The sequence below is a fragment of the Candidatus Anoxymicrobium japonicum genome (assembly GCA_002843005.1).
Lineage (GTDB): Bacteria > Actinomycetota > Geothermincolia > Fen-727 > Anoxymicrobiaceae > Anoxymicrobium > Anoxymicrobium japonicum.
Genome location: PHEX01000026.1, coordinates 1 through 22,621 on the forward strand (window position 1 = coordinate 1; position 22,621 = coordinate 22,621).

At 55.5% G+C, this 22,621-nt stretch carries 21 protein-coding genes; all 21 read left to right on the forward strand.

Annotation, left to right across the window (positions count from 1 at the left end; all coding sequences use genetic code 11):
- The first annotated feature begins 290 nt into the window (after window positions 1–290).
- The 21 genes from CVT63_03795 to CVT63_03895 all read left to right on the forward strand — a co-directional run bounded on the left by CVT63_03795 (window position 291) and on the right by CVT63_03895 (window position 22,512).
- Window positions 291–1,154: an RNase adapter RapZ gene (locus CVT63_03795; protein PKQ28222.1), complete on the forward strand. Its 864-nt coding sequence runs from the start codon at window positions 291–293 to the stop codon at window positions 1,152–1,154.
- 2 nt (window positions 1,155–1,156) lie between these two features.
- Window positions 1,157–2,083 carry a DNA-binding protein WhiA gene (gene whiA, locus CVT63_03800; GenBank protein ID PKQ28223.1) on the forward strand — a complete coding sequence of 309 codons (927 nt, stop codon included), beginning with the start codon at window positions 1,157–1,159 and terminating at the stop codon, window positions 2,081–2,083.
- A gap of 146 nt (window positions 2,084–2,229) precedes the next feature.
- Window positions 2,230–3,231: a type I glyceraldehyde-3-phosphate dehydrogenase gene (gene gap, locus CVT63_03805; GenBank protein ID PKQ28224.1), complete on the forward strand. Its 1,002-nt coding sequence runs from the start codon at window positions 2,230–2,232 to the stop codon at window positions 3,229–3,231.
- A 12-nt stretch (window positions 3,232–3,243) separates the two neighbouring features.
- Window positions 3,244–4,434, forward strand: a complete 1,191-nt coding sequence (gene pgk / locus CVT63_03810; GenBank protein PKQ28241.1) for a phosphoglycerate kinase — start codon at window positions 3,244–3,246, stop codon at window positions 4,432–4,434.
- 10 nt (window positions 4,435–4,444) lie between these two features.
- The gene (locus CVT63_03815) at window positions 4,445–5,203 is read left to right on the forward strand and encodes a triose-phosphate isomerase (GenBank protein ID PKQ28225.1); all 759 of its coding nucleotides are present in this window, start codon (window positions 4,445–4,447) and stop codon (window positions 5,201–5,203) included.
- Window positions 5,200–6,714 carry a 2,3-bisphosphoglycerate-independent phosphoglycerate mutase gene (locus CVT63_03820; protein ID PKQ28226.1) on the forward strand — a complete coding sequence of 505 codons (1,515 nt, stop codon included), beginning with the start codon at window positions 5,200–5,202 and terminating at the stop codon, window positions 6,712–6,714. The genes CVT63_03815 and CVT63_03820 overlap by 4 nt, the downstream gene beginning before the upstream one ends.
- A gap of 39 nt (window positions 6,715–6,753) precedes the next feature.
- Window positions 6,754–6,996, forward strand: coding sequence for a preprotein translocase subunit SecG (gene secG / locus CVT63_03825; protein ID PKQ28227.1), 243 nt, complete (start codon window positions 6,754–6,756; stop codon window positions 6,994–6,996).
- 234 nt (window positions 6,997–7,230) lie between these two features.
- A complete protein-coding gene (locus CVT63_03830; protein PKQ28228.1) occupies window positions 7,231–7,698 on the forward strand; it encodes a hypothetical protein in 468 nt (155 codons plus the stop codon).
- Window positions 7,699–7,800: 102 nt separating this feature from the next.
- Window positions 7,801–9,147, forward strand: a complete 1,347-nt coding sequence (locus CVT63_03835) for a transcription termination/antitermination protein NusA (protein ID PKQ28229.1) — start codon at window positions 7,801–7,803, stop codon at window positions 9,145–9,147.
- 2 nt (window positions 9,148–9,149) lie between these two features.
- Window positions 9,150–9,407, forward strand: coding sequence for a DUF448 domain-containing protein (locus tag CVT63_03840; GenBank protein ID PKQ28230.1), 258 nt, complete (start codon window positions 9,150–9,152; stop codon window positions 9,405–9,407).
- Between the two features lie 3 nt (window positions 9,408–9,410).
- Complete coding sequence (locus CVT63_03845) at window positions 9,411–12,035, forward strand: translation initiation factor IF-2 (protein PKQ28231.1); 2,625 nt, start codon at window positions 9,411–9,413, stop codon at window positions 12,033–12,035.
- A gap of 72 nt (window positions 12,036–12,107) precedes the next feature.
- The gene (locus CVT63_03850) at window positions 12,108–12,509 is read left to right on the forward strand and encodes a ribosome-binding factor A (GenBank protein PKQ28232.1); all 402 of its coding nucleotides are present in this window, start codon (window positions 12,108–12,110) and stop codon (window positions 12,507–12,509) included.
- A gap of 22 nt (window positions 12,510–12,531) precedes the next feature.
- Window positions 12,532–13,485 (forward strand): hypothetical protein, encoded by a 954-nt coding sequence (locus CVT63_03855; GenBank protein PKQ28233.1) that lies wholly within the window; start codon window positions 12,532–12,534, stop codon window positions 13,483–13,485.
- Window positions 13,454–14,446 (forward strand): tRNA pseudouridine(55) synthase TruB, encoded by a 993-nt coding sequence (gene truB / locus CVT63_03860; GenBank protein PKQ28234.1) that lies wholly within the window; start codon window positions 13,454–13,456, stop codon window positions 14,444–14,446. Before CVT63_03855 ends, truB begins: the two co-directional genes overlap by 32 nt.
- Complete coding sequence (locus CVT63_03865) at window positions 14,443–15,363, forward strand: bifunctional riboflavin kinase/FAD synthetase (protein ID PKQ28235.1); 921 nt, start codon at window positions 14,443–14,445, stop codon at window positions 15,361–15,363. The genes truB and CVT63_03865 overlap by 4 nt, the downstream gene beginning before the upstream one ends.
- Before the next feature lie 172 nt (window positions 15,364–15,535).
- The gene (locus tag CVT63_03870; GenBank protein ID PKQ28236.1) at window positions 15,536–15,802 is read left to right on the forward strand and encodes a 30S ribosomal protein S15; all 267 of its coding nucleotides are present in this window, start codon (window positions 15,536–15,538) and stop codon (window positions 15,800–15,802) included.
- A 108-nt stretch (window positions 15,803–15,910) separates the two neighbouring features.
- Window positions 15,911–18,208 carry a polyribonucleotide nucleotidyltransferase gene (locus CVT63_03875; GenBank protein PKQ28237.1) on the forward strand — a complete coding sequence of 766 codons (2,298 nt, stop codon included), beginning with the start codon at window positions 15,911–15,913 and terminating at the stop codon, window positions 18,206–18,208.
- Window positions 18,174–19,220, forward strand: coding sequence for a peptidase M16 (locus CVT63_03880; protein ID PKQ28238.1), 1,047 nt, complete (start codon window positions 18,174–18,176; stop codon window positions 19,218–19,220). The genes CVT63_03875 and CVT63_03880 overlap by 35 nt, the downstream gene beginning before the upstream one ends.
- Complete coding sequence (locus CVT63_03885) at window positions 19,198–19,401, forward strand: hypothetical protein (GenBank protein PKQ28239.1); 204 nt, start codon at window positions 19,198–19,200, stop codon at window positions 19,399–19,401. The genes CVT63_03880 and CVT63_03885 overlap by 23 nt, the downstream gene beginning before the upstream one ends.
- 12 nt (window positions 19,402–19,413) lie before the next feature.
- The gene (locus tag CVT63_03890) at window positions 19,414–20,187 is read left to right on the forward strand and encodes a 4-hydroxy-tetrahydrodipicolinate reductase (GenBank protein ID PKQ28242.1); all 774 of its coding nucleotides are present in this window, start codon (window positions 19,414–19,416) and stop codon (window positions 20,185–20,187) included.
- Window positions 20,188–20,301: 114 nt separating this feature from the next.
- Window positions 20,302–22,512 (forward strand): hypothetical protein, encoded by a 2,211-nt coding sequence (locus CVT63_03895; protein ID PKQ28240.1) that lies wholly within the window; start codon window positions 20,302–20,304, stop codon window positions 22,510–22,512.
- Window positions 22,513–22,621 lie beyond the last annotated feature (109 nt).

A 22,621-nucleotide genomic window follows, 5' to 3' on the forward strand; every position in this document is an offset into this window, starting at 1 on the left:
CTGCAGTTGACAGTTATCAGTCAGATACCGGAGCAGTTTGATGAGCAGTTCACCACTTAAGAATCGCAATAACCTGTCCAGGGAAACCCGGCCACCGCTTTGACACACACGGGTTTATCACGATTTCGTTGAGTTTCAACGTCAGGCGTATTAGACTTGAGATGCGCGCTTTTCTTTCCTCTTTTCTGGTAGTAATGCAACAACCGGAATTTAGAGAGAGATGGCGTCATGGCAAGGATTTCTGGGGTTTGGGTACCCACTGATTCTTGTGAGGATCCGTTTCTGAGCAGATGAGGCTTCGCATGGAGATTGTCATAGTGACGGGGATGTCTGGCGCGGGAAAGACGCTGGCTCTCAAATGTCTCGAGGATCTTGACTATTACGCCATAGACAATCTTCCCGCTTCTCTTTTGACGAACGTTGTAGAGACAGGGCGGATGTCCGACAAGAACATCAAGAAGCTGGCGGTTGTAATGGACGTCCGTGGCGGCGTTGTTTTTACCGAACTGCTGGCCGCGCTGGAGAGCCTCGAGTCGACGCCGTACACAATCATTTTCTTAGACGCTCCCGACGAAGTGCTGTTGCGCCGGTTCTCGGAGACGCGCCGCATACATCCGTTGCAAAGCGAAGGCATTGGCGTGGCGAGCATGATAGCTTCGGAGCGGAAATTGCTGAACTCGTTGAGGGAGCGGTCGGATATCGTGATAGATACCGGCGGCATCAACGTTCACGAGCTCCAGAACAGGATACAAGAAGTTGTTGGGGAACGTGGCAATGAAAAGAAAACAAAAATATCGCTGATGTCTTTTGGGTACAAGCATGGTCATCCTCTCGACGCCGACATCATTTTCGACGTGCGGTTTCTGCCGAATCCCTTCTGGGTACAGGATTTGCGCGATCTGAAAGGCGACGACAGGCGTGTCAAAAAATATGTGCTGGATCGTCCCGGCGCACATGAGTTTATCGACAGGTTCAAGGGCCTCATTGAATTCATCCTGCCGGGCTATCAGCGGGAGCGCAGGCCGTACCTGTCGATCGGGATCGGATGCACCGGCGGCAGGCATAGATCGGTTGTAATAGCAACCGAGCTTTCCCGCCTTTTTGCCAGGGAGGGACACGCGATAATGGTTTCACATCGGGACATCGACAGGTAGAGATGAGTAGCGTCCATCGCGTCAAAGAGGAACTTTGCCGTCGAAGATCCGGCAGGCGTTGCTGCCAGGTGGCGGAGCTTTCGGCCCTCCTTCATATGGATGGCGTGTATGCGATCAGGGGTCAGACGGGACACGCGCTGGCGACCGAATCGTCTGGTGTCTATACCGCCCGAAAAATATACACGCTTATTCATGCCCTGTTCGAGCTGGACACATCGCTTGTGAAGGTGACAAGGAGATCGCCCCGGCGCGGCGCGATCTATCGCCTCGAACTGCCGGATCAACCAGGGTTTCAGCAGGCGCTCCACGAAATCGGGATTCTGGGAACTGGCCTCTCTCCCGAGCTCGTGGTGCCGCGCCGGCTTACGAAAAACGATTGTTGCGCGGCGTCCGCGCTTCGTGGCGCTTTTCTTGGTGGTGGATACGTAAGCGAGCCATACGGCCCGGCCGACCTGGAAATCCAGTTCTCGACGAGAGAGGCGGCCGCCTCTCTCGAGAAGTTGTTCCGGCGAAGAGGCTTCGAGCCCGGCAATCGCCGTCGGCGAGGACAGTCGGTGCTTTATCTAAAACGACGCAAGCAAATATCGAATTTTTTGGCTATCACGGGCGCGCACAGCGCGCATCTCGAGTGGGAGAGCCGCACTATCATGAACGCAACCAGAAACTCCGTAAACCGTAAAGTCAATTGCGACGCGGCGAACGCGCGCAGGCTTTCCGTGGCGTCTTCGCGTCAGAGAGAGACGTGTGCCGCTCTGAGCGCCACGAAGATGCTTGATGACGCTTCCCCTGAGTTGCGGGAGATCGCGGAACTGAGGATGAAGTATCCGCACGCTTCGTTGGCTGAACTGGCCCGGCTCGCCGATCCACAGGTATCGAAAGCGGTCGTTCAAGGAAGGATGCGAAAGCTCGAGTCCCTCATTGACCCCTGACGTCTACCGCTTTAGCGGTAGACGGAGAGGTAGACGGTGCCTGACCCCTGGCGTTGACCCCTGGCGTTGAGAGGCCTCATGTGGAAGTACTGCTATAATAATTAACACAACGGTAATCGTGAATTCACGTGAAAGGAGCGCATGAGATGGCAATCAAAGTAGGAATAAATGGCTTCGGGCGGATCGGCAGGCTGGTGACCCGCGCCGCGATATCCAATCCGGATATCGAAATTGTAGCGGTAAACGACCTTGCCGATCTCGAGGTGTTGAGGCACCTGTTTCTGTACGACTCTATCCACGGAACATATCGCGGAGAGGTCGAGGCCGGCGCCGACGGAGCGCTTGTTGTCGATGGAAAACCGATCAAAGTTCTCTGTGAGCGCGACCCCGAGAAGTTGCCGTGGAAAGAGCTTGGTGTCGAGATCGTGGTTGAATCGACAGGGCTATTCACCAAACGCGACAGGGCGGCAAGTCACCTGTCGGCCGGGGCAAAAAAAGTGATCATCTCGGCGCCCGCGACCGACCCGGACATAACCATGGTTCTGGGCGTCAACGAGGATATGTACGACAAGGACAAGCACGACATCATATCCAACGCTTCCTGCACGACAAACGCGCTCGTGCCGGTGGTGAAAGTGCTCATGGACAGCTTCGGCTTCGAGCGTGGCTTCATGACGACCATACACGCTTATACCAACGATCAAGTTATTCTTGACGCCCCGCACAAAGACCTCAGGCGCAGCCGGGCGGCGGCGATGTCGATTATTCCAACGTCAACAGGCGCCGCACGGGCCACAGGGCTTGTGCTTCCTGAGCTCAAAGGTAAACTCGACGGGTGCGCGATGAGAGTTCCCACCTTCGACGGGTCGGTTGTCGACCTTGTAGCGGAGCTGGGACGCGAGGTGACAAAGGAAGAGTTGAACGATGCTGTCAGGGCGGCGGCGGACAAGGGGCGCTTCAAGGGCATCCTCGGGTACACAGAGGATCCGATCGTCTCGATGGATGTCGTGAGGAGCGCGTACTCGTCATTGTTCGACGCGCAATCCACGATGGCAATGGGCAATCTCGCGAAAGTGCTCACGTGGTACGACAACGAATGGGGATACTCGAACCGCGTTGTTGACCTGATCAAGTTTGTCATGGCATAGGAGAAGAGCTTGATGCTGTACCCGCCGAAGAAGACCATTCGCGATATAGATGTCTCCGGAAAGAAAGCGCTCGTGCGTGTCGATTTCAACGTTCCACTCGACATCAAGAGAAACGTGGTGGACGACACCCGCATCAGGGGAGCGTTGCCCACGATCAACTACCTGCTCGATCACGGCGCCCACCCGATCCTCATGTCGCATCTCGGGAGGCCCAGGGGAAAGATCGTTGAGAGCCTTCGCATGGCGCCTGTCGGCAAGCGCCTGTCGGAGTTGCTGGGGCGCCAGGTTGTCAGCCTCAAGGAAAGCGTTGGCCCCAGGGTCATCCAATCTATCAAAGAGAACGAAGACGCTATAATCCTGCTCGAAAACCTGCGCTTTTATCCGGGAGAGCGAGAGAACCTGCCCAATTTCTCGAAACACCTAGCGCAACTCGCGGACGTATACGTTAACGACGCTTTTGGCGCCTGTCATCGCGCTCACGCCTCGATCACAGGCGTCACGCGGTACCTGCCCGCCGTCATGGGCCTGCTCATGGAAAAGGAATTGGAGACGCTTGGCAACCTGATGGAGGATCCGGAGAGGCCTTTCGTGGTGGTTCTCGGTGGCAACAAGATCTCAGACAAACTCGGTGTCATCAACAGCTTTCTCGATATCGCGGACTTTATTCTAACTGGCGGAGGCCTGTGTTTTACCGTTATCAAGAGCATGGGGCTTGGGACAGGCCAGTCCGTGATAGAGGTTGACCAGATACATCAGATTGCCATGACCATGAAGAGGGCGCGCAAGAAAGGCTCGAGGATCGTTGTTCCAGTCGACTTCGTGGTGGCGGACAGATTTGACAGGAACGCGAACTTCAAGGTCGTGCCCACAGAGGCTATCCCGTCCGATTGGATGGGATTGGATATCGGTCCCAGAACCGTAGAGAAGTATCGCGTGATCCTGAAAGAGGCGAAGACGATTTTCTGGAACGGGCCGATGGGAGTCTTCGAGTGGCCATCCTTCGCGAATGGGACAAAGAGCATCGCCGAGTGCATAGCCTGCGCGAGCGCCGTCACAGTGGTCGGAGGTGGCGATTCGGACGCGGCACTGCGCCAGTACGGGCTAGAGGACAAGATGGACTTTGTCTCTACGGGTGGCGGCGCGGCGATGAGGCTGTTGGAAGGAAAGAAGCTTCCGGCGGTAGAAGTGCTGGCCGACAAGTAGGGAGGAAGAATTGAGAAAACCCATCATCGCGGGGAACTGGAAGATGAACCTGCTTTCCCGGCAGGGTGCGACGCTCATCTGTGACCTGTGGGAAGAGATCGCTGGCTACGACGCCGTCGAAGTGGTGGTGTGTCCGCCGTTCGTGGATATTCCGGAAGCGTCGAAGGTGATCGAGGCCGGGGAAATGGCGTTAGGGCTTGGCGCTCAGAACATGCACTGGGAGGACTCGGGCGCGTACACCGGCGAGGTTTCGCCGGAAATGCTCCTGGATCTTGGTGTTGGATATGTCATTATCGGGCACTCGGAGCGGCGTCAGTACTTTGGTGAAACCGACCAGGGGGTCAACCGCAAAGTCATATCAGCGATAGAACATGGGATTACGCCTATCATGTGCTGTGGCGAGACGTTAAAGCAGCGTGAAGCGGGCGAGACTGACGACATCGTGACAAACCAGGTGAAGCGTGGTTTGTTCCAATTGGAGCGTGAACAGGCGCTGAATGTGGTAATCGCTTACGAGCCTGTATGGGCGATTGGAACTGGCAAGGCCGCTACGGCATCGGATGCCGATGATGTTTGCGCTACTGTTCGAAGAACGGTTGCCGGGATGTACGATCAGGATCTGGCGGACCGTCAACGCATACAGTACGGCGGTAGTGTGAAGCCATCAAATGTGGATGAACTCATGGCCATGCCCAACATAGATGGAGCGCTCGTGGGCGGGGTCAGTTTGAACGCCGCCGACTTCGCCAGGCTCGTGAGGTTTACTTGACGGTACCGCGTCCGTTTATCCTCATGATCTTAGACGGCTGGGGCCTCGGCAAGCCGGATAGAGCCAACGCTATCGCGCGCGCGTCGACGCCGGTGATGCATGAACTGATGAGCAAGTACCCGTGGACGGCTCTCGAATCATCGGGCGAGGCGGTCGGGCTCCCGCCGGGGCAGATGGGCAACTCAGAGGTTGGGCACCTGAACATCGGCGCTGGCAGGGTTGTGCGGCAGGAGTATCAGCGAATCGACGGGGCTTTGCGCGACGGGTCGTTCCGCGAGAACAGGGAGTTGCTGGGGGCGATCAAGCACGCGAGCGTATCCGGCGGAACAGTTCATCTCATGGGGCTTTTGTCGGATGGGGGCGTTCACAGTCACATCAAGCACCTTTTCGCGCTCATTGACATGGCGCGCGAGGCGGGACTTTCTCACGTTGTCACACACGCGTTCCTCGACGGTCGTGACGTGCCGCCCAGAAGCGCGCTCGAGTACGTGAACGAGCTCGACAGGCACACGGGCGACGGAATAGGCCGTCTCCGCACTATTGCCGGCCGTTACTATGCGATGGATCGCGACAACCGGTGGGAAAGGACTGCGCTGGCATACGATGCGATAGTTCACGCGCGCGCCCCTCGTGTTTCCTCGGCCACGGAGGCGGTAGAGATGTCATACGCGGATGGCATAAACGACGAGTTTCTCGTTCCGCGAGTGGTTGGCCAACCAACTCCCATGTCTTCTGACGACTCGGTGATTTTTTTCAACTTCCGGCCGGACAGGCCGAGGCAACTGGTCCGCGCGCTCGGGAGCAGGAGTTGCAACAGCTTTGACAGGGGAGAAGCTGAATTTCCCTATCTGGTTACTATGACCGAGTACGATGACCGTATCGACGCCCGTGTCGCATTCCCACCGGAACCGGTAACAGGAACACTCGCGGATGCGCTCGCGGAGCACGGCAAGAGGCAGTTGCGTATCGCGGAGACGGAGAAATACGCGCACGTCACCTATTTTTTCAACGGCGGCGTAGAAACTCCAAAGATCGGAGAAGACAGGGTGCTGGTTCCATCGCCCGGGGTCACCACATACGACAAGAAGCCGGAGATGAGCGCCTTCGAGGTCGCGGACGAGACGGTTAGACGTGTCGAAAGCGGCGTCTATGATTTTATCGTGTTGAATTTCGCGAACTGTGACATGGTGGGGCATACCGGTTTCATGGAAAGGACAATCAAGGCGGTCGAGACGGTTGACGAATGCGTGGGAAAGGTGATGGATGCGGTCTTTGAGGCAGGTGGCGCGGGATTTGTGACTGCGGATCACGGAAACGCCGATCATATGCTCGAACACGGCCAAGTGTGTACCGCCCACTCCACATCCCCGGTGCCGTTTATCAACTGTACTCCTTCGATGCGATCCCTGCGCGAAGGCGGCGCGCTCTGTGACATTGCTCCGACCGTGCTCGAGATACTGGGGTTGCCGGTGCCGGTGGAAATGACAGGGGTTTCACTGTTCAAACGTTGACGTTGCGCATTTGTTCGGTTAACTCTACAATCTACCCACATGAACATATTAAAAGTGGTCGTACTGGTAATCCATATAGCGGTGTCGATAGGCCTTGTGGTTTCGGTTCTGCTTCATACTGGCAGTGGAGGTGGGCTTTCCAGTCTTCTGGGAGGAGCGAGCGGAGGGCTTTTTTCGGGCACCTCCATAGTAGAGAAGAACCTGGATCGCATCACCATCGTGCTGGGCGTTGTCTTCGGAACGACGACCCTTTTTCTTGTATGGACGCTAGCGCCAAAGTAAAAATACAACCGCATAATGCATAATGGGGTCAAACCAAAATATGCGTTTTGTAACAGATAGATGATGGGAGCGCCCATAAAAACGCATATTTTGGTTTGACCCCATTATGCGTATTAGGAATTGCGTGTCGGGATAATTTTGTGTTATTCTGACCTCGAACTTGAGAGCGCTCTTTATGAGTGGGCGAGATAGCCCACTTTTTATTTACAGTAGCGCTTTGTTGGAGGTAAAACCGTGACCGGGGAAAACCTTGGCGAGAGAGTGATGGATGTGACCCGTGACCTCATGCGAGGGCTTTCATGCGTTGTGGTGGATGTCGGTGTTGTGCGACAGAACGATTGCGTCCACCTGCAGATTGCGATAGACAAAGATGGTGGCGTCAATCTTGATGATTGCGCGAAGGCGAGCGAACTTATCTCTTTAGTGCTGGAGCGTGAGAGCGTGATGGCTGAGCCTTACGTGATCGAAGTGATGAGCCCGGGAATCGAGATGCCGTTAGACAAGCCTGAAAGTTACGCCCGAAACGTGGGAAAAAGAATTAGGCTTAACCTTCGCCAGCCTTACGAGGGAACGCGGAGTTTGTGTGGATTCCTGAGGGATGCAGGAGATGGATCGATAAAACTCGAGGTGGGACAGGAGAGTATGGAGCTCAGTTACGAGAGCATCTCTTCGGCCCGCCTGGATCCGGAGCTACCGTGGTAGATAGCGTGATTGGTGGACGTCAACGTGTGCTGTAAAAGGCAATAGCATCGATGTTCGAATGCCAGGATATCTATAGGACGGAACACAAGGAAGTGTTGTCAGGTGAAGTTCAAACTGATGGACGTGTTAAAGCAGATAGAGAGGGAGAAGAGGCTACCTGCGGAAACAGTCCTGGAAGCGCTGAAAGACGCTCTGCTGGCCGCGTACAGAAAAAACTATAGTGATGATGCCGAAGAGGAAATTGACGGCCACATCGAAATAGATTCTGAAAGTGACGATATTCGGGTCTTTGAGGCCCGCCTGAATGCGAAAGGCGAACCCGAGGATGTAGATGTGACTCCTGAGAACTTCGGCAGGATAGCGGCACAGACCGCCAAGCAAGTAATAATCCAACGCATCCGCGAGGCGGAGCGTGATCTGATGTTCGATGAGTATCACGGTCGAGAAGGTGATATCGTCACAGGTATTGTCCAGCAAAGCGACCAACGATACACGCTAATAGACCTTGGCAAGGTCGAGGCGCTTTTGCCGCAAAGCGAGCAGATTCGCGCGGAGCGCTACGAGCATGGGGCAAGAGTAAAGGTGTATATCGTGGACGTCCGGAGAACCAGCAAGGGCCCACAGATCATGGTGTCGCGAACCCACCCGGGGTTGTTGAAGCGCTTGTTCGAGCTCGAGGTGCCGGAAATCTACGATGGAATTGTCGAAATCAAGGCGGTGGCCAGGGAGGGCGGACAGCGGTCGAAGGTAGCGGTATCTTCAAACGACTCTAACGTGGATCCGGTCGGAGCGTGTGTAGGCGCCAACGGATCAAGGGTGCGCATGATAGTAAGCGAGCTTCGTGGCGAGAAGATCGACATAATCGAATGGAGCGAAAACCCCGCCGAGTTCGTGGCTAACGCGATAAGCCCGGCGAAGGTCAGGGAGGTTATCGTCAATCCTGGCAGCCTGACCGCTGAAGTCGTTGTTCCGGATCACCAGTTGTCGCTCGCTATCGGTAAAGAAGGACAGAATGCGCGGCTTGCTGCAAAGCTTACGGGCTGGCGCATCGACATACTTTCAGAAACGCAAGCCAGAGAGGCGGCTATCCGGGACGAGAATGAGCCATCCGGTGACATTGTCGAGGAAGAAGTGTCGCACTGTCGCGCGATTACAGCATCCGGACACAGGTGCAAGAACAACGCAAGGCCTGGATCGGAATTCTGTGGCATGCCCGCTCACCGGAAAATGGGGGAGATGATAGAAGCTGGCACGGTTACGGTCCAGGAGGTTGCTCCTCTGGAGGAAGAAGCGAAGCCCGCGGTCGCGATCGCCGTTGCCGATGAGCAAGCAGCGGATAATGCCGAATTGGGAAACTGCTGCGACGAGGGCATGGCAGTGCCGGAAGTCGACAAGAAAGAAGAGTCGGCAATCGGGGCGATCGAGGATGAAGCTGACGGAGGTGCGTGACATTGAAAATATCCATCCGGACATGTGTCGGGTGTGATGGAAAAAAGCCCAAGAGTCAGATGATAAGAGTTGGCGTTGACAGTGGATGGATGGTATCGCGCGGGAATGTCAAAATGAAGGGAAGGGGCGCTTACGTATGTCCCAACGGGGAATGCATTGATCGGGCGAGGCGGCAAGACAAAATAAGCAGGTCTCTCAAGACATGCGCGCCCGCGCGTATATTTGAGGAGATCGAGTCGTTTTCGAGGGGGATCGCATAGACATTGGCCAGTGCCATCAGAGTTCATGAACTCGCAACTGAATTAAGGAAATCCAACAGAGAAGTTTCAGATCGGCTGAAGAAAATGAAGATTCCGATCAAGACAAATCTGTCGTCTGTTACCCAGGAGGACGCTAACAAGGTAAGAGTTTCTTTCAATCGTGAGCCTGTGAAAATCGAGAAGCCCAAAAAGAAGCCGAAAAAAAAAGCTCCCGCCGCGAAGAAAGCGGTCAAGCCCGAGGCGAAAGCTCCCGCCGTTAAGAAACCTGCAAAGCCGGCAAAAAAAACTCCCGCCGCGAAGAAAGCGGTCAAGCCCGAGGCGAAAGCTCCCGCCGTTAAGAAACCTGCAAAGCCGGCAAAAAAAACTCATGCCGTGAAGAAGGCGGTTAGGCCTGAAGCAAAAGCTCCCGCTTCTAAGAAAGTGGCAAAGCCGGCAAAAAAAACTCCCGCGGCAAAGAAACCCGCAGCGAAGAAGGCGATTAAGCCTGAGGCGAAAGCTCCCGCGGCAAAGAAACAGGCAAAGCCGGCAAAAAAAGCTCCCGCCGCTAAGAAGCCTGAAAAGCCGTTTACGCCTGTTGCCAGAAAGGCAGTGGCGCCGCCATCGAAGACGACGGCTGTGGCTGCCGCGAGACAGAGACCACAATCGGGAACTCTTCCACGCGGCAGACATCAAGAGGCCGCATCAAGGGAAGCCAGAGCGGTTCCACCGCCGACCCCTTCGCAGCAGCGACCCGCTCAAAAACAGAAAGAAAAGCAGGCATTGCGCGTTGCGCCGGCCGCGAAAAAAACGTTCGGTCGAGGCGCGCCGGGAGAGCGCAAGCTCTACAAGTATGTACCTCGAGGGCGTCGCGCCGCGCCGCGCGCGAAGTCGGCGCCGACAACTGTTGCCGCCAAACTACTTCGAGTGTCTTCAGGAATTACAGTAAAGGATTTCGCACAGAAAGCCGGTCTGACACCTGCCGCGGTTATCAGGAAAATAATGTCGTTTGGAGAGATGCTCACGGTCAATCAGGCAATATCGGACGATGCGCTCAAGTTGCTTTCAGATGATCTGGACATAGAAATCAAAGTCAAGCCGCAGAGAGTGGACGAGTTCGAGGAGATTGTGGAAAATCCGGAGGAGCTCGAGCCGAAGCCGCCTGTCGTCACCGTGATGGGGCACGTGGATCACGGGAAAACGCTCCTTCTCGACACCATTCGCAAAACGGACGTGGTCTCGAGCGAGCACGGGGGCATTACGCAACACATCGGCGCTTATCAAGTGTCGTTTCACGGCAAGCCCATTACGTTCATCGACACGCCCGGGCACGAATCGTTTACGTCGATGAGGGCTCGCGGCGCGCGGATAACCGATATCGCTGTCCTCGTTGTGGCGGCCGACGATGGGGTCATGCCGCAAACGATTGAGGCTCTGAACCACGCCCTGGAAGCGGAAGTTCCGATCATCGTCGCTGTCAACAAGATCGACAAGCCGGAAGCGGATCCGGTCAGGGTGCGTCAGCAGTTGTCCGAGAAAGGCCTGCTGCCTGAGGAGTGGGGTGGCGAGACGGTGTTCGCAGATGTAAGCGCTAAAGCAGGCGATAACATCGAGAATCTCGTCGAGATGATTTTGCTTGTGGCGGAACTCCAGGAATTGAAGGCAAACCCCGCCGCGCGCGCGAGCGGTGTGGTAATTGAGGCAAATCTCGACCGGGCCCGCGGGCCGGTGGCGACAGTGCTCGTTCAGCGGGGAACCGCCAGGATCGGTGACGTGGTCGTGCTCGGGACGGAATGGGGAAAAATACGCGCTATGTTCGACGATAAAGGCAACGCCGTCGAGGAGGCGAAGCCGGCTATGCCGGTTGAGCTTTTCGGGATGTCAAGCGTTCCAATGGCCAGTGACGAGTTCAGGGTTGTGGAAGACGAAAAGAGAGCTCGCCAGATCGTGGATAAGCGACGGATGAATAGAAAGGCGCGTGAGCAAGGCGGGCCGAGACACATTTCGCTGGAGAATCTTTTTGACCGTATAAAAGAGGGGGAACTCAAGGAACTGAAAGTTGTGCTCAAAGCCGACACTCAAGGCTCCCTGGAGGCGACCGTGGAGTCGCTTGAAAAACTCCCGAAGGAAGAGGTAAAGCTCCATGTTATCCACAGAGGCGTGGGGGGCATTACCGAGACAGACATCATGCTGGCCGCGGCGAGCGACGCCATAGTGCTCGGGTTCAACGTAAGGCCGGATATCAAGGCCGCAAAGGCCGCCGAGCTCGAAGAGGTCGAGACAAGGACATACCAGGTTATTTACAAATTGATCGAGGACATGGAGTCCGCGCTTATAGGCATGCTCGCGCCGGTATATGTCGAGGAAGTAACCAGTCGCCTGGAAGTCAGGCAGGTATTCAGGATTCCGGGAAGCGGAACTGTGGCAGGCTCATATGTGCTTGAAGGTGAGATCCCGCGCAACTCGCGCTTGAGAGTCGTTCGGGACGGTGTAGTCGTACACGATGGCAAGGTCGATTCGTTGCGAAGGTTCAAGGATGATGTCAAGTCAGTCACCACCGGGTTCGAGTGCGGCGTCGGAGTCGAGGGCTTTAATGACATCAAGGAAGGCGACATCCTCGAAGTGTACGAGATGCGTGAAATCCCCAGGTAATGAAAACGCATAATGGGGTCAAACCAAAATATGCGTTTTGCAACAGATAAATGATGGGAGCGCCCATAAATTATGCGTTTTCAAGCAAGGCGAGGGATATTTTTGTCCAGAAGATTGAGCAGGGTAGAGGAGGCATGCAAAGAGGTGCTCTCCGAACTGTTGCAGCGGGAAGTGAAAGATCCGCGCGTAGGTTTTGTGACCATCACAGCGGTGAAGGTGTCCGCCGACTTGAGACACGCCAGGGTCTATGTGAGCGTTCTTGGAACTGAGGATGAAGTCGAAAAGTCTCTTGCGGGGCTGGAGAGCGCGCGCGGATACATGCGCTCAGGGATCGGGAAACACCTGCGCCTGAAATATCTGCCCGAGATAGAGATCGTTCATGAAAACATCGCCCAGGAGGCGGTGCGCCTCTCGGCGATAATGAAAAGACTGTCGAAAGAAATGGAGGAGAGGGGCGACGTCGAAAACAACTGAGCTCGAAAAGGTTGCCGGCTTCATGAGGAAAAGCCGATCGGCGCTGGTTGTGGGGCATCAGTACCCCGACGGCGATGCGATAGGTTCTGTGCTGGGGCTCAGTCTCATGTTGCGAGCTTCGGGGTACGCAGTCGAGGCAAGCTGGCCTGAGCCCTTTGAGATTCCGGTGAAATACTCGTTCCTGCCGGGGATGGATATCCTGGCGCAGCCCGACAGATTGACAGTAAAAGATCCCGTCATTTTCGCCATGGATTGCGCGAACGCCGGCAGGATGGAGGAGCTGAAGGAACGCGCACTGCAAGGGCCGCTTGTGAACATAGACCATCACCCGGACAACACGTATTTCGGAAACGCGAACCTGGTCGACGCGAATGCGGCAGCCGCGTCACAGGTATTGTACATGTCCGCTGAGAGCCTCGGGCTGACCGTGGACGCTAACGCGGCATGCTGCCTCTATGCCGGCATCGTCACAGACACAGGCCGTTTCCAGTTCAGCAACACGACGGCTGAGACGCTGCGCATGGCGGCGGAGCTCGTCGAGCGCGGCGTGAAGCCGCACGCTGTCTTCGAGAATGTGTATCAGAGTGATTCGCTTGCTTACCTGCGATTGTCCGGTGAAGTTCTCACGAGATCCGTGTACGACCGCGAGCTCAGCCTGATCTACGGCTACGTCTCTCAAGATGACTTGAAGAAATTCGGCGTCAAGATGAACGAGACCGAGGACATGATAGATAATCTTCGCTCGTTGCGTGGCCATCGTGTCGTGGCGCTGTTCAAGGAACTTCCCGATAAGACCATAAGGGTGTCCTTGAGGTCGCGAATTGATGTGGACATCGGCGTGGTGGCAAGGCGCTTGAAAGGTGGCGGGCACAAAGTCGCGGCGGGTTACACGTCATCGAAGTCGAGCATTTCAGAAGCCCTCTTTGAGCTCAAGGAAGAGATAATTGCCTCAGGACGGAGTTCTGATAGTAGATAAGCCCGCCGGGTTGACATCGAGGCAGGTTGTGTCGCGCGTGGCGTCACTCGCCGGCGTGTCAAAGGCCGGACACTCAGGGACGCTCGATCCTCTGGCGACAGGCGTCCTCGTGGTCTGTCTGGGGCGGGCGACACTGCTGACTCGCTACCTGGGTTTTGGCCAGAAGGAGTACGTGGCTGAGGCTTTGCTTGGTGTCGAAACCGACACCTATGATATCGATGGCGAGGTCGTTTCCGCGCATGACGCGTCGGACATAACGAAAGAGGATGTCGGAAGCGCCATTGCCACACTGGCAACTTTGGACAAGCAGGCGCCTCCCCCATACTCAGCCGTAAAACATAACGGCAGGCCGCTGTATCAGTACGCGCGCGCCGGCGTGCATGTTTCAACGCGGGAAAGAGCGGTGCGGGTCGATTCGATCGATCTTGTGGAATTTGGCGCGGGCGTTGACGGTCCTTTCGCGGTTCTTGATATTACCTGCGGTCCAGGCACGTATGTCAGGAGCCTGATTCATGACCTCGGTCATTTGCTCGGGTGTGGAGCGTGCGTTTCACGTCTCAGGCGAACCAGGTCGGGACAGTTTTCGATCGAGGACGCCGTGTCGCTTGAGGATGTCGATATCCAGCGCCCGGACAGTGTCTCAGATGCGGCGATCAGTATAGAGGATGCCACTTCTACAATGCCGACAGTGCGTGTTTCAATGGAACAGGCGCGCGCGGTCGCGATGGGCAAGCCAATAATGGCGGGCGTCATCGACGCGCCTGTATCCGATGAAGTCTTTCGGGTGCTCGACCCGCGGGGAAGCCTGATCGCCCTGTACGGCCCGGCGCGCCCGGACGACGAGGGCATAGACGCGCGCGCTGTACGGGTCTTGCGTCCATGGCAGGTGGACGATCGCGCGCGCTCATGTGACGGCGGCGTTGTGGAGTCTGATGTTGCAGAAGGTAATTCCCGGTCATGATGTCGCTCAAGCATACGAGAGATTTCAATAAGCACGCAAAAGAGTCGGTGGTTACAATCGGCGTCTTTGACGGCGTCCATCGCGGTCATCAGGAGATCATACGCGAGTGCGTCAGGGAATCCGAAAAGAGAGGCGTTCCGGCGGTCGCGCTCACATTCGAGCGTAATCCACGTGAGGTGGTTTGCGGCGAGAAGCCGTGCGTGATAACCGCTCCTTATAAAAAGATCGAGATACTCGAATCGCTGGGCCTGGACTACGTCATATCCGTTTCTTTCAGCCGGGGCTTTTCGTCTCTCGAGCCTGTTCAGTTCTGCGAGAAGATACTTGCGGGACATCTGGGCGCTCAGCATGTTTGCGTCGGCGAAAACTTTCACTTTGGCCGTAGAGGCGCGGGGAATATTGAAACTCTTCGCGGGGAGGGAAAGAGGCTGGGTTTTTCGGTCGGCGTGTCCAGTCTTGTTTCGGTTGAGATGGGACAACTGTCGAGCACTCTCATCAGGGGCCTTGTGGTCGAGGGTCGCATGCGCGACGTGATGCTTGGGCTGGGCAGGCCATACATAATCACCGGCAAAGTTATACCAGGGCACTCCAGGGGAAAGCGGCTTGGTTTTCCCACGGCGAACCTCCTGCTGGAGCAAAACTTTTGTGTTCCTCCAGACGGGGTTTACGCGGGCAAGGCGGTTCTTGGAAATCGGAAATACATTTGCGCGATCAACATCGGAAGCAACCCGACGTTTGCCGACACGGAAACGGCGCTGGAAGTTTTTCTTGTCGATTTTGACGGAAACATTTACGACGAACTTCTGGAGATCGAGTTTCACATGAGGTTGCGGGAGGAGATAAAATTTGAAAGCGAGGAGCGGTTGATCGAACAAATGCGCAAAGACGTAAAGAAAACCCGCGCGATCCTCAAGTGAGAAAACGCATAATGGGGTCAAACCAAAATATGCGTTTTTATGAGTACTCCCATTTATCTGTTGCAAAACGCATATTTTGGTTTAACCCCATTATGCGTTTTTTGTGTTCGCGCGCGCGCTAAACGGCGTTATGTTATAATCACATGCATTCCACTAGAAAACGGGAGAAGTGATGCTGGATAAAGAGGGACGAAAGAAGATAATCGACGAGCACAAAGCGCACGAGTCAGATACCGGCTCGACAAATGTCCAGGTCGCGTTGCTTACTCGTGAGATCAATGACCTGACAGAGCACCTGAAGTTGCACAAGAAAGACCATCATACGAGAAGGGGCCTGTTGATGAAGGTGGGCCGGAGGAGGAGGTTGCTTAATTACCTGAAGAAAGAGGATGTCGAGGGCTATCGCGCTCTCATAAAGAAGTTGGAATTGAGGAGATAGGAATACGCGCGGACGCGAGGTGACATGGCGCCAAACCAATCTTGTTCTTGAAACAACACAAGTTCACATTGGCGTCGTGTTATCAGAGCTAAGGAGGCTCTTTTTATTATGGGATTGATTTCCAGAGAGTTTGAACTATTCGGCAAGAAAATAGAAATCGAGACAGGGAAAATGGCGAAGCAGGCCGATGCCGCCACGCTGGTGACGTGCGGAGGCACGTCAGTGCTCGCGACGGTCGTGGCCTCGGACGAATTGAGACCCATTGATTTTTTGCCGTTGACCGTTGATGTAGAGGAGAAGCTTTACGCCGCCGGAAAGATTCCCGGAAGCTTCTTCAGAAGGGAAGGAAGGCCAACCGACACGGCCACGCTGACCGCCAGGATAATTGACCGTACACTCAGGCCGAATTTTGACAAGCAGTTTCGAAATGAGTTGCAAATCGTAATTACCGTCCTGTCGACCGACCAGGTGAATCCGCCGGACATGCTGGGCATTGTGGGCGCGTCATGCGCCCTCGCGCTCTCGAACATCCCGTTTGACGGCCCGCTGGCGGGCGTGCGTGTGGGTAAGATCGCTGACAGGTGGATTATCAACCCCATTTTCCAGGAGTTAATCGAATCAGACATGAACCTTGTGGTAGCGGGAAACCGTGAGTCGATACTCATGGTTGAAGCCGGGGCTAACGAGATCAGCGAGACCGACATTGTTGAGGGCCTGAAGGTCGCGCACGAGGCGATCCAGCACCTCATTGACGCGATTGACGTCGTTGACGCGGCTGTTCGGCTGGAGAAGCAGGAGCAGTCGAAGAGCGAAATTCTCAGCAGTATCAACGCGTTTCTCGAGCCCCGTTACGAGGACGTGGTCGGCAAGCTCATGGTGGCTTACAAGAACAAGGACAGCGAGGCCGTCGAGAAACTGAACGACATGTTTGAGCAGGTGCTCCTGGAAGCGCGTGGACAATTTTCCGACAAGTATCGAAAGGTTGTCGGCATGTGCGCGCGCGCCGTTGGAAGCGCGGTTCTCAACCGTGGACTCGTCGAAGAGATAGAGCCACAAGTAGAGGAGCAGATGCGCAAAACGCTCCTTGACGCTTCGGCGAGCGACCTGAGCAAGCAGGAAAGAAGCCTCATTCGCAAAGATGCTCGCAAGTTGTTTGCCCAACCTTACCTTGAGACGTATTACGGACGTGAGTCGCTGGTGAAGGGCGTGTTCGATTCTCTCGAGAAGAAGCTTCTTCGCAAGCAGATAACCGAACTCGACATACGGCCGGACGGACGCAAGCCGTTCCAGATCCGTAAACTGACGACCGAAGTGGGACTTTTGCCCAAGACCCACGGCACCGCGCTTTTTACACGTGGCGAGACTCAGGTGCTTACGATTGCGACGCTGGGCGCGCACAGCGAGAAGCAGATGCTTGATGACCTGGGCATTACAGAAACCAAGAGCTTCATGCACCATTACAACTTCCCGCCGTTTGCGACAGGCGAGGCTCGCCCGATGAGAGGCCCGAAACGTCGTGATATCGGGCACGGTTCGCTCGCGGAAAGAGCTCTCAAGCCTGTTATACCGGATGAAGAAGATTTTCCGTACACGATCAGGCTTGTCTCCGAGGTGCTGGAGTCGAACGGTTCTTCATCAATGGGTTCGGTATGCGGCAGCAGCATGGCGTTGATGGATGCCGGTGTTCCGCTCAAGAGGGAAGCTCACGTTGGCGGAATTGCCATGGGTCTTGTGATGGATGGCGAGAAGTTCAAGATTCTCTCGGATATTCAGGGGCTCGAGGACTCCGCGGGCGATATGGATTTCAAGGTTGCTGGAACCATTGAAGGCGTCACAGCTCTGCAGATGGACATCAAGTGCCACGGGCTTTCTTTTGAGGTGATCAAGGTCGCGCTCGAGCAGGCGAGGCAGGGACGTTCGTTCATCATCAAGGCGATGACGGAAGCGGTGCCGGCGCCGCGTGACGAAGTTTCACCGAACGCGCCACGAGTGCTTCAACTGCAAATTCCGATTGATAAGATTGGCGAGATGATCGGCCCCGGTGGCAAGAACATCCGAGGGCTTATCGAGAAATACGACGTTGAGATCGACGTAGAAAAGGATGGCCGGGTATTTGTCTTTGGCAAGGACGCAGAAAAAGTCAAGTGTGTGCAGAAGGCTATTGAGGCTATCTCCAGGGATCCGGAGGTAGGAGATCGCTATAATGGCACTGTCGTCAAGACGACCAACTTCGGGGCTTTTGTGGAACTCACGCCCGGCAAGGATGGGCTCATTCACATATCAAAACTCTCCAAAACCAGGATAGACAGAGTCGAAGACGTGGTAAACGTTGGCGACAAGGTGGATGTAGAGATAGAGGCCGTCGACGGCAATGGACGGATCAGCCTCAAGCTTTCCCAGGAGTGAGCGCCTGATGGCGCAGCAACAGACGTTTAAGAGAACCGAGCTCCACAGTGGAGTAAGGGTGCTTTCAGAGCGCATGAGCGAGGTCAAGTCGATATCGCTTGGCGTGTGGATAGATTCCGGCTCGCGAGACGAGAGTCTTGACGAGCAGGGACTCTCACACTTCCTGGAGCATATGCTCTTCAAGGGGACGCCGCGCTTGAGCGCGCTCGAGATAGCCGAGGCGTTTGACTGCATCGGAGCGGATATCAACGCGGCTACCGGTCGAGAGCACACCAGCATCTACTCTCGAATGTTGCAGGAGCATTTGCCCCGCGCGATAGAGATAGTGATGGAGATGGCGCAGCACTCGGTTCTTGATCCTGAAGAACTGAACTCCGAGAGGCAGGTCGTGCTCGAGGAGATCAACATGCACAACGATTCGCCGGACGAACTCGTGCACGATCATCTCGGATTCGCGATGTGGGGAGAGAACCCTATCGGGCACAGCGTCCTCGGCGACAGTGATGTGATAAAAACGGTGGATGCGAAGTTTTTTCGCGAGTTCTATCGCCGGAACTATGTGGGGTCGCGCGTGGTCGTAACCGCGTGTGGAGCTGTGGATCACGAACATCTGTGCGACATGGTGGAAGAACACATGCGGGATCTAGCGCCGGGCGCGCCGCAGAACCGGTCGCTCGCGATGGACACCCCATTGACAAGCGTCCGGATTGTCGAGAAAGAAACAGAACAGGCTCATATCGCTATCGGTGGCAAGGGTCTGCCAAAGCGTCATCCAGACAGGTTCGCGCTTTTGATCGTGGACAACCTCCTGGGCGGCAGCATGAGTTCGCGGCTGTTTCAGCGCATACGGGAGCAACTGGGGCTTGTGTACTCCATTTACTCCTACAGCGCGCTGTTCATTGGGATTGGGATGGTCGGAATCTATGCCGGCACGCATCCGTCCCAGGCGGCGCGAGTCATCAGTCTCATAGAGGAAGAGCTTGCCACGGATGAATCGTCTCACGAGCTCTGAGCTTGCGGGCGGTGAGCGCCTTGACATCGAAGAGATCGTGAGTCGTGTTGAGAAAGTCACAATGGATGATCTCCGCACGGTCTTCGATGAAACGTGGGGCGCGACGCCCTTGAGCCTTGCTGTTATCGGGCCCTTTGAACAAGGAGCGCTTTCCCTTGCGGGAATAACGCGCGAGATGTAATCGGAGGTTATGATGCTCAAAGTAGCGGTATTGGGCGCTCTCGGCAACATGGGACGCCAGGTCACACGCGTGGTTCTCGAGGATCCCACGTGCGAACTCGTCGCGGCGATTGACCCCGCGAATTCGCGAGCCGAGGTGAGATGCGCGGGTGTTCCAGCGCTTTGCGACATCTCTTATCTTAATGGCGTTGACGTAGATGTGATTGTGGACTTTACGCATGCCACGGCATCTGTTTCCAACATAATGTGGGCGCTCGATCACGGCATCAATGCGGTAGTTGGGACAACCGGCATCGGTGACGATGACCTTGCTTTGATTGATGCGAAAGCTCGCAACGGTTCCGCCAACGTCTTGATCGCCCCAAATTTCGCGCTTGGAGCGGTTCTGATGATGAAGTTCTCGGAGGCGGCCGCGAAATTTTTCGACCAGTGTGAGATTGTTGAATTTCACCACAGAGGTAAAAAGGATTCGCCAAGCGGAACCGCGATTGCTACGGCGCGCAGGGTAGGGGATGTGACGCCGGCTGCTCAAGCGCCTTCGACGTCCGAGAGCGAAGTCATTGAATGTCGCGGGGGGCGCCTTGGCCCGGTGAATATACACAGCGTCCGACTCGACGGGCTCGTCGCGCGCCAGGAAGTTATCTTCGGATCGCCGGGCCAGACATTGACGATACGGCACGATGCCACAGATCGCTCATGTTTCATGCCCGGTGTCATCATGGCCGTGAAGGCTATCGCCGACATGCCGGGACTAACCATCGGGCTTGAACCCCTGCTCTCGATCTGACCCGCGCCTGATTGGGGCAAAGGGGAGATTTCAATACTGAAAGAATACTATAACGTGGTAAATGCAACTATCCAGACCTGACCCCAGTTGCGTTTTGTTGGGAAGGTTTAGCGATTGACAAGAGCGCAGGCAAAACAGAAGAGTTCCAGTAAGCGCGATTCAGGATCGAAAGTCAAAAATTCTTCTGTCACGGCAACCGAACGGGAAAAAGTCGAGCGCCTGACACCGGGAAGAGTGCGGGCGTTGTACGGTGTCGTATTCATGGCGTGTGCGATTTTTCTGTTCTTGTGTGTTTTCGTTCCGTCAAGTGTGGGTCCACTCGGGAGAGGTATCCGCGCGGCTCTGGAATGGCTTCTCGGGCTTGGAAGGTACGCCATGCCGTTTGTGTTCGGCGCGTGCGCTATTGTGACGTTCGCGGGGTGGAAGAAACCGGGCGTGCGAATCGGCCTTCTGGCGGCCGGAGCGTTCATGATTGGCGTCTCGGCGCTGGCGTTGCTGCAGATTCCCAAACCGATCGGCGATATGTTTGCCTCGGGACAACTGTCCGGGGGCGGAGGAATCGTTGGAGCGGTCATAGCATGGCCTTTCACAAGGCTCACGGGCAAGGTAGGCGCTTATGTTTTCGCTATGGCTATCTTGTTCGCTGGAATCGTAGTTGCCTTTGAGGAACAGTTGGTCTTTGTGTCACGTCGCATACGCGGTAGTGGGCGATCGAGGCTTGACGTCTTTGATGCGCGCGCGAAGAACAAAACTGGTGACGCCAAAGACGTCTGCTCTCCGCCAAAAGAAACAGGGAAATTTATGGGTGAGGCCAAGGTGTATCCCTCAAAACCAACAAAGCCGATCCCCGTGCGTGAGGAGTCCTGCGGGCAACTCGCAATTGACATGAGTCGCGCCAGGAGCGGCAAGTACAAACTTCCCCCCGCTTCTATTCTCAACCGCAGTCATAACAAAGCTTTCTCAAAGCAAACTAATGATGAGCGCAAGGTGGCTATAGAACAGACGTTGCAGAGTATGGATGTGGATGCCCGGGTTGTCAAGGTTACAGCGGGTCCGACGGTATCCTTGTTTGAAGTTGAAGTGGGAACTGGTGAAAAGGTCAAACGCGTCACCGAGCTCGAACAGGACATCGCTTACTCACTGGGTTCGCCTGATATCCGAATATATTCGCCTATTCCAGGTCGGCAGGCGATTGGCATCGAAGTGCCAAACCACGTTCGCGACTCTGTGTTTCTGGGAGATATCATTGACTCGTTGGGCCCGACCGCTCCGCACAACATGCTTACTGTAGCGGTAGGGAAGGACATGTCCGGCAAGCCGGTCGTACTCGACCTGGCGCAACTGCCACATTTGCTTCTTGCCGGCTCGACAGGCGCGGGAAAATCATGTTGCATCAACTGCCTGGTGTCTTGCCTGTTGATGCGTTGCCGGCCCGAGGAACTCAAGTTCATCATGATCGATCCGAAATACGTCGAGTTCACGCTTTACGGTGGCCTGCCTCACCTGCTTTGCGACGTGATAAATGAGCCGGAACCAGCCGCCAAGGCGCTCCTGTGGGCGGTTCGCGAGATGGAGAAGCGCTACATACTCTTGCAGGGGCGGCGCGTGGTCCACATTGATGAATACAACGCCATCGCAGAGCAGGACAAAGAGCTCGAGGCGATGCCGAAAATAGTGATAGTCATTGATGAACTGGGCGATCTGATGATCGTCGCGAAGCGCGAGGTGGAGAGTTCGATAAGCCGGCTCACAGCCAAAGCCAGAGCGGTTGGCATCCATCTGATACTCGCGACGCAGCGCCCGTCGGTGGACGTGATTACTGGCGTCATCAAGAACAACATCACGGCTCGCATAGCGTTCCAGGTCGCCAGCAACACTGATTCGCGGACAATCCTTGGAACAAAAGGCGCGGAGAAGCTCCAGGGAAAGGGAGACATGCTGCTGGATCCAGGCAACATATCGCGCGCAGAGCGCGTGCAAGGCGCGTTCATACAGCAGAAGGAAATGGAGTTTCTCACAGGATACATACGCGAGCAGCGATTCGAGGAAAAAGTCACCATCGACTTAGAAGACGTAGCATCAGACGTAAGTGGGGAACTCAGGGATCGCGACGCCCTCCTTTTCGAAGCGGCACAGTTTGTGGCATACGCGGGTGAGGCGTCGGCGTCAATGCTTCAGACTCATCTGCGGGTCGGTTACGCCCGCGCGCGCCGGATCATTGTCGAGCTTTCTCAGCTCGGGATCGTCGGCCCTCACGAGGGCAGCAAATCGCGCAAAGTGCTTATGACTCCCGACGAATTCGAGGAGTGGAAGCAACGACAGTAATTTAACTTTTGGGGTCAGTCCCCCATGGCGCGCGGACATAAAAACGCATAATGGGGTCAAACCAAAATATGCATTTTTATGCGCGCTCCCATCATTTATCTGTTGCAAA

Excerpts from the sequence above, each read along its gene's own strand:
- CVT63_03795 (PKQ28222.1), top strand. The coding sequence starts at position 291 with ATGAGGCTTCGCATGGAGATTGTCATAGTGACGGGGATGTCTGGCGCG.
- gap (PKQ28224.1), top strand. The coding sequence starts at position 2,230 with ATGGCAATCAAAGTAGGAATAAATGGCTTCGGGCGGATCGGCAGGCTG.
- CVT63_03890 (PKQ28242.1), top strand. The coding sequence starts at position 19,414 with ATGCTCAAAGTAGCGGTATTGGGCGCTCTCGGCAACATGGGACGCCAG.
- CVT63_03880 (PKQ28238.1), top strand. The coding sequence starts at position 18,174 with ATGGACGGATCAGCCTCAAGCTTTCCCAGGAGTGAGCGCCTGATGGCG.
- CVT63_03850 (PKQ28232.1), top strand. The coding sequence starts at position 12,108 with ATGCGTTTTCAAGCAAGGCGAGGGATATTTTTGTCCAGAAGATTGAGC.
- CVT63_03865 (PKQ28235.1), top strand. The coding sequence starts at position 14,443 with ATGATGTCGCTCAAGCATACGAGAGATTTCAATAAGCACGCAAAAGAG.
- whiA (PKQ28223.1), top strand. The coding sequence starts at position 1,157 with ATGAGTAGCGTCCATCGCGTCAAAGAGGAACTTTGCCGTCGAAGATCC.
- CVT63_03875 (PKQ28237.1), top strand. The coding sequence starts at position 15,911 with ATGGGATTGATTTCCAGAGAGTTTGAACTATTCGGCAAGAAAATAGAA.
- CVT63_03870 (PKQ28236.1), top strand. The coding sequence starts at position 15,536 with ATGCTGGATAAAGAGGGACGAAAGAAGATAATCGACGAGCACAAAGCG.
- CVT63_03855 (PKQ28233.1), top strand. The coding sequence starts at position 12,532 with ATGAGGAAAAGCCGATCGGCGCTGGTTGTGGGGCATCAGTACCCCGAC.
- CVT63_03885 (PKQ28239.1), top strand. The coding sequence starts at position 19,198 with ATGAATCGTCTCACGAGCTCTGAGCTTGCGGGCGGTGAGCGCCTTGAC.
- secG (PKQ28227.1), top strand. The coding sequence starts at position 6,754 with ATGAACATATTAAAAGTGGTCGTACTGGTAATCCATATAGCGGTGTCG.
- pgk (PKQ28241.1), top strand. The coding sequence starts at position 3,244 with ATGCTGTACCCGCCGAAGAAGACCATTCGCGATATAGATGTCTCCGGA.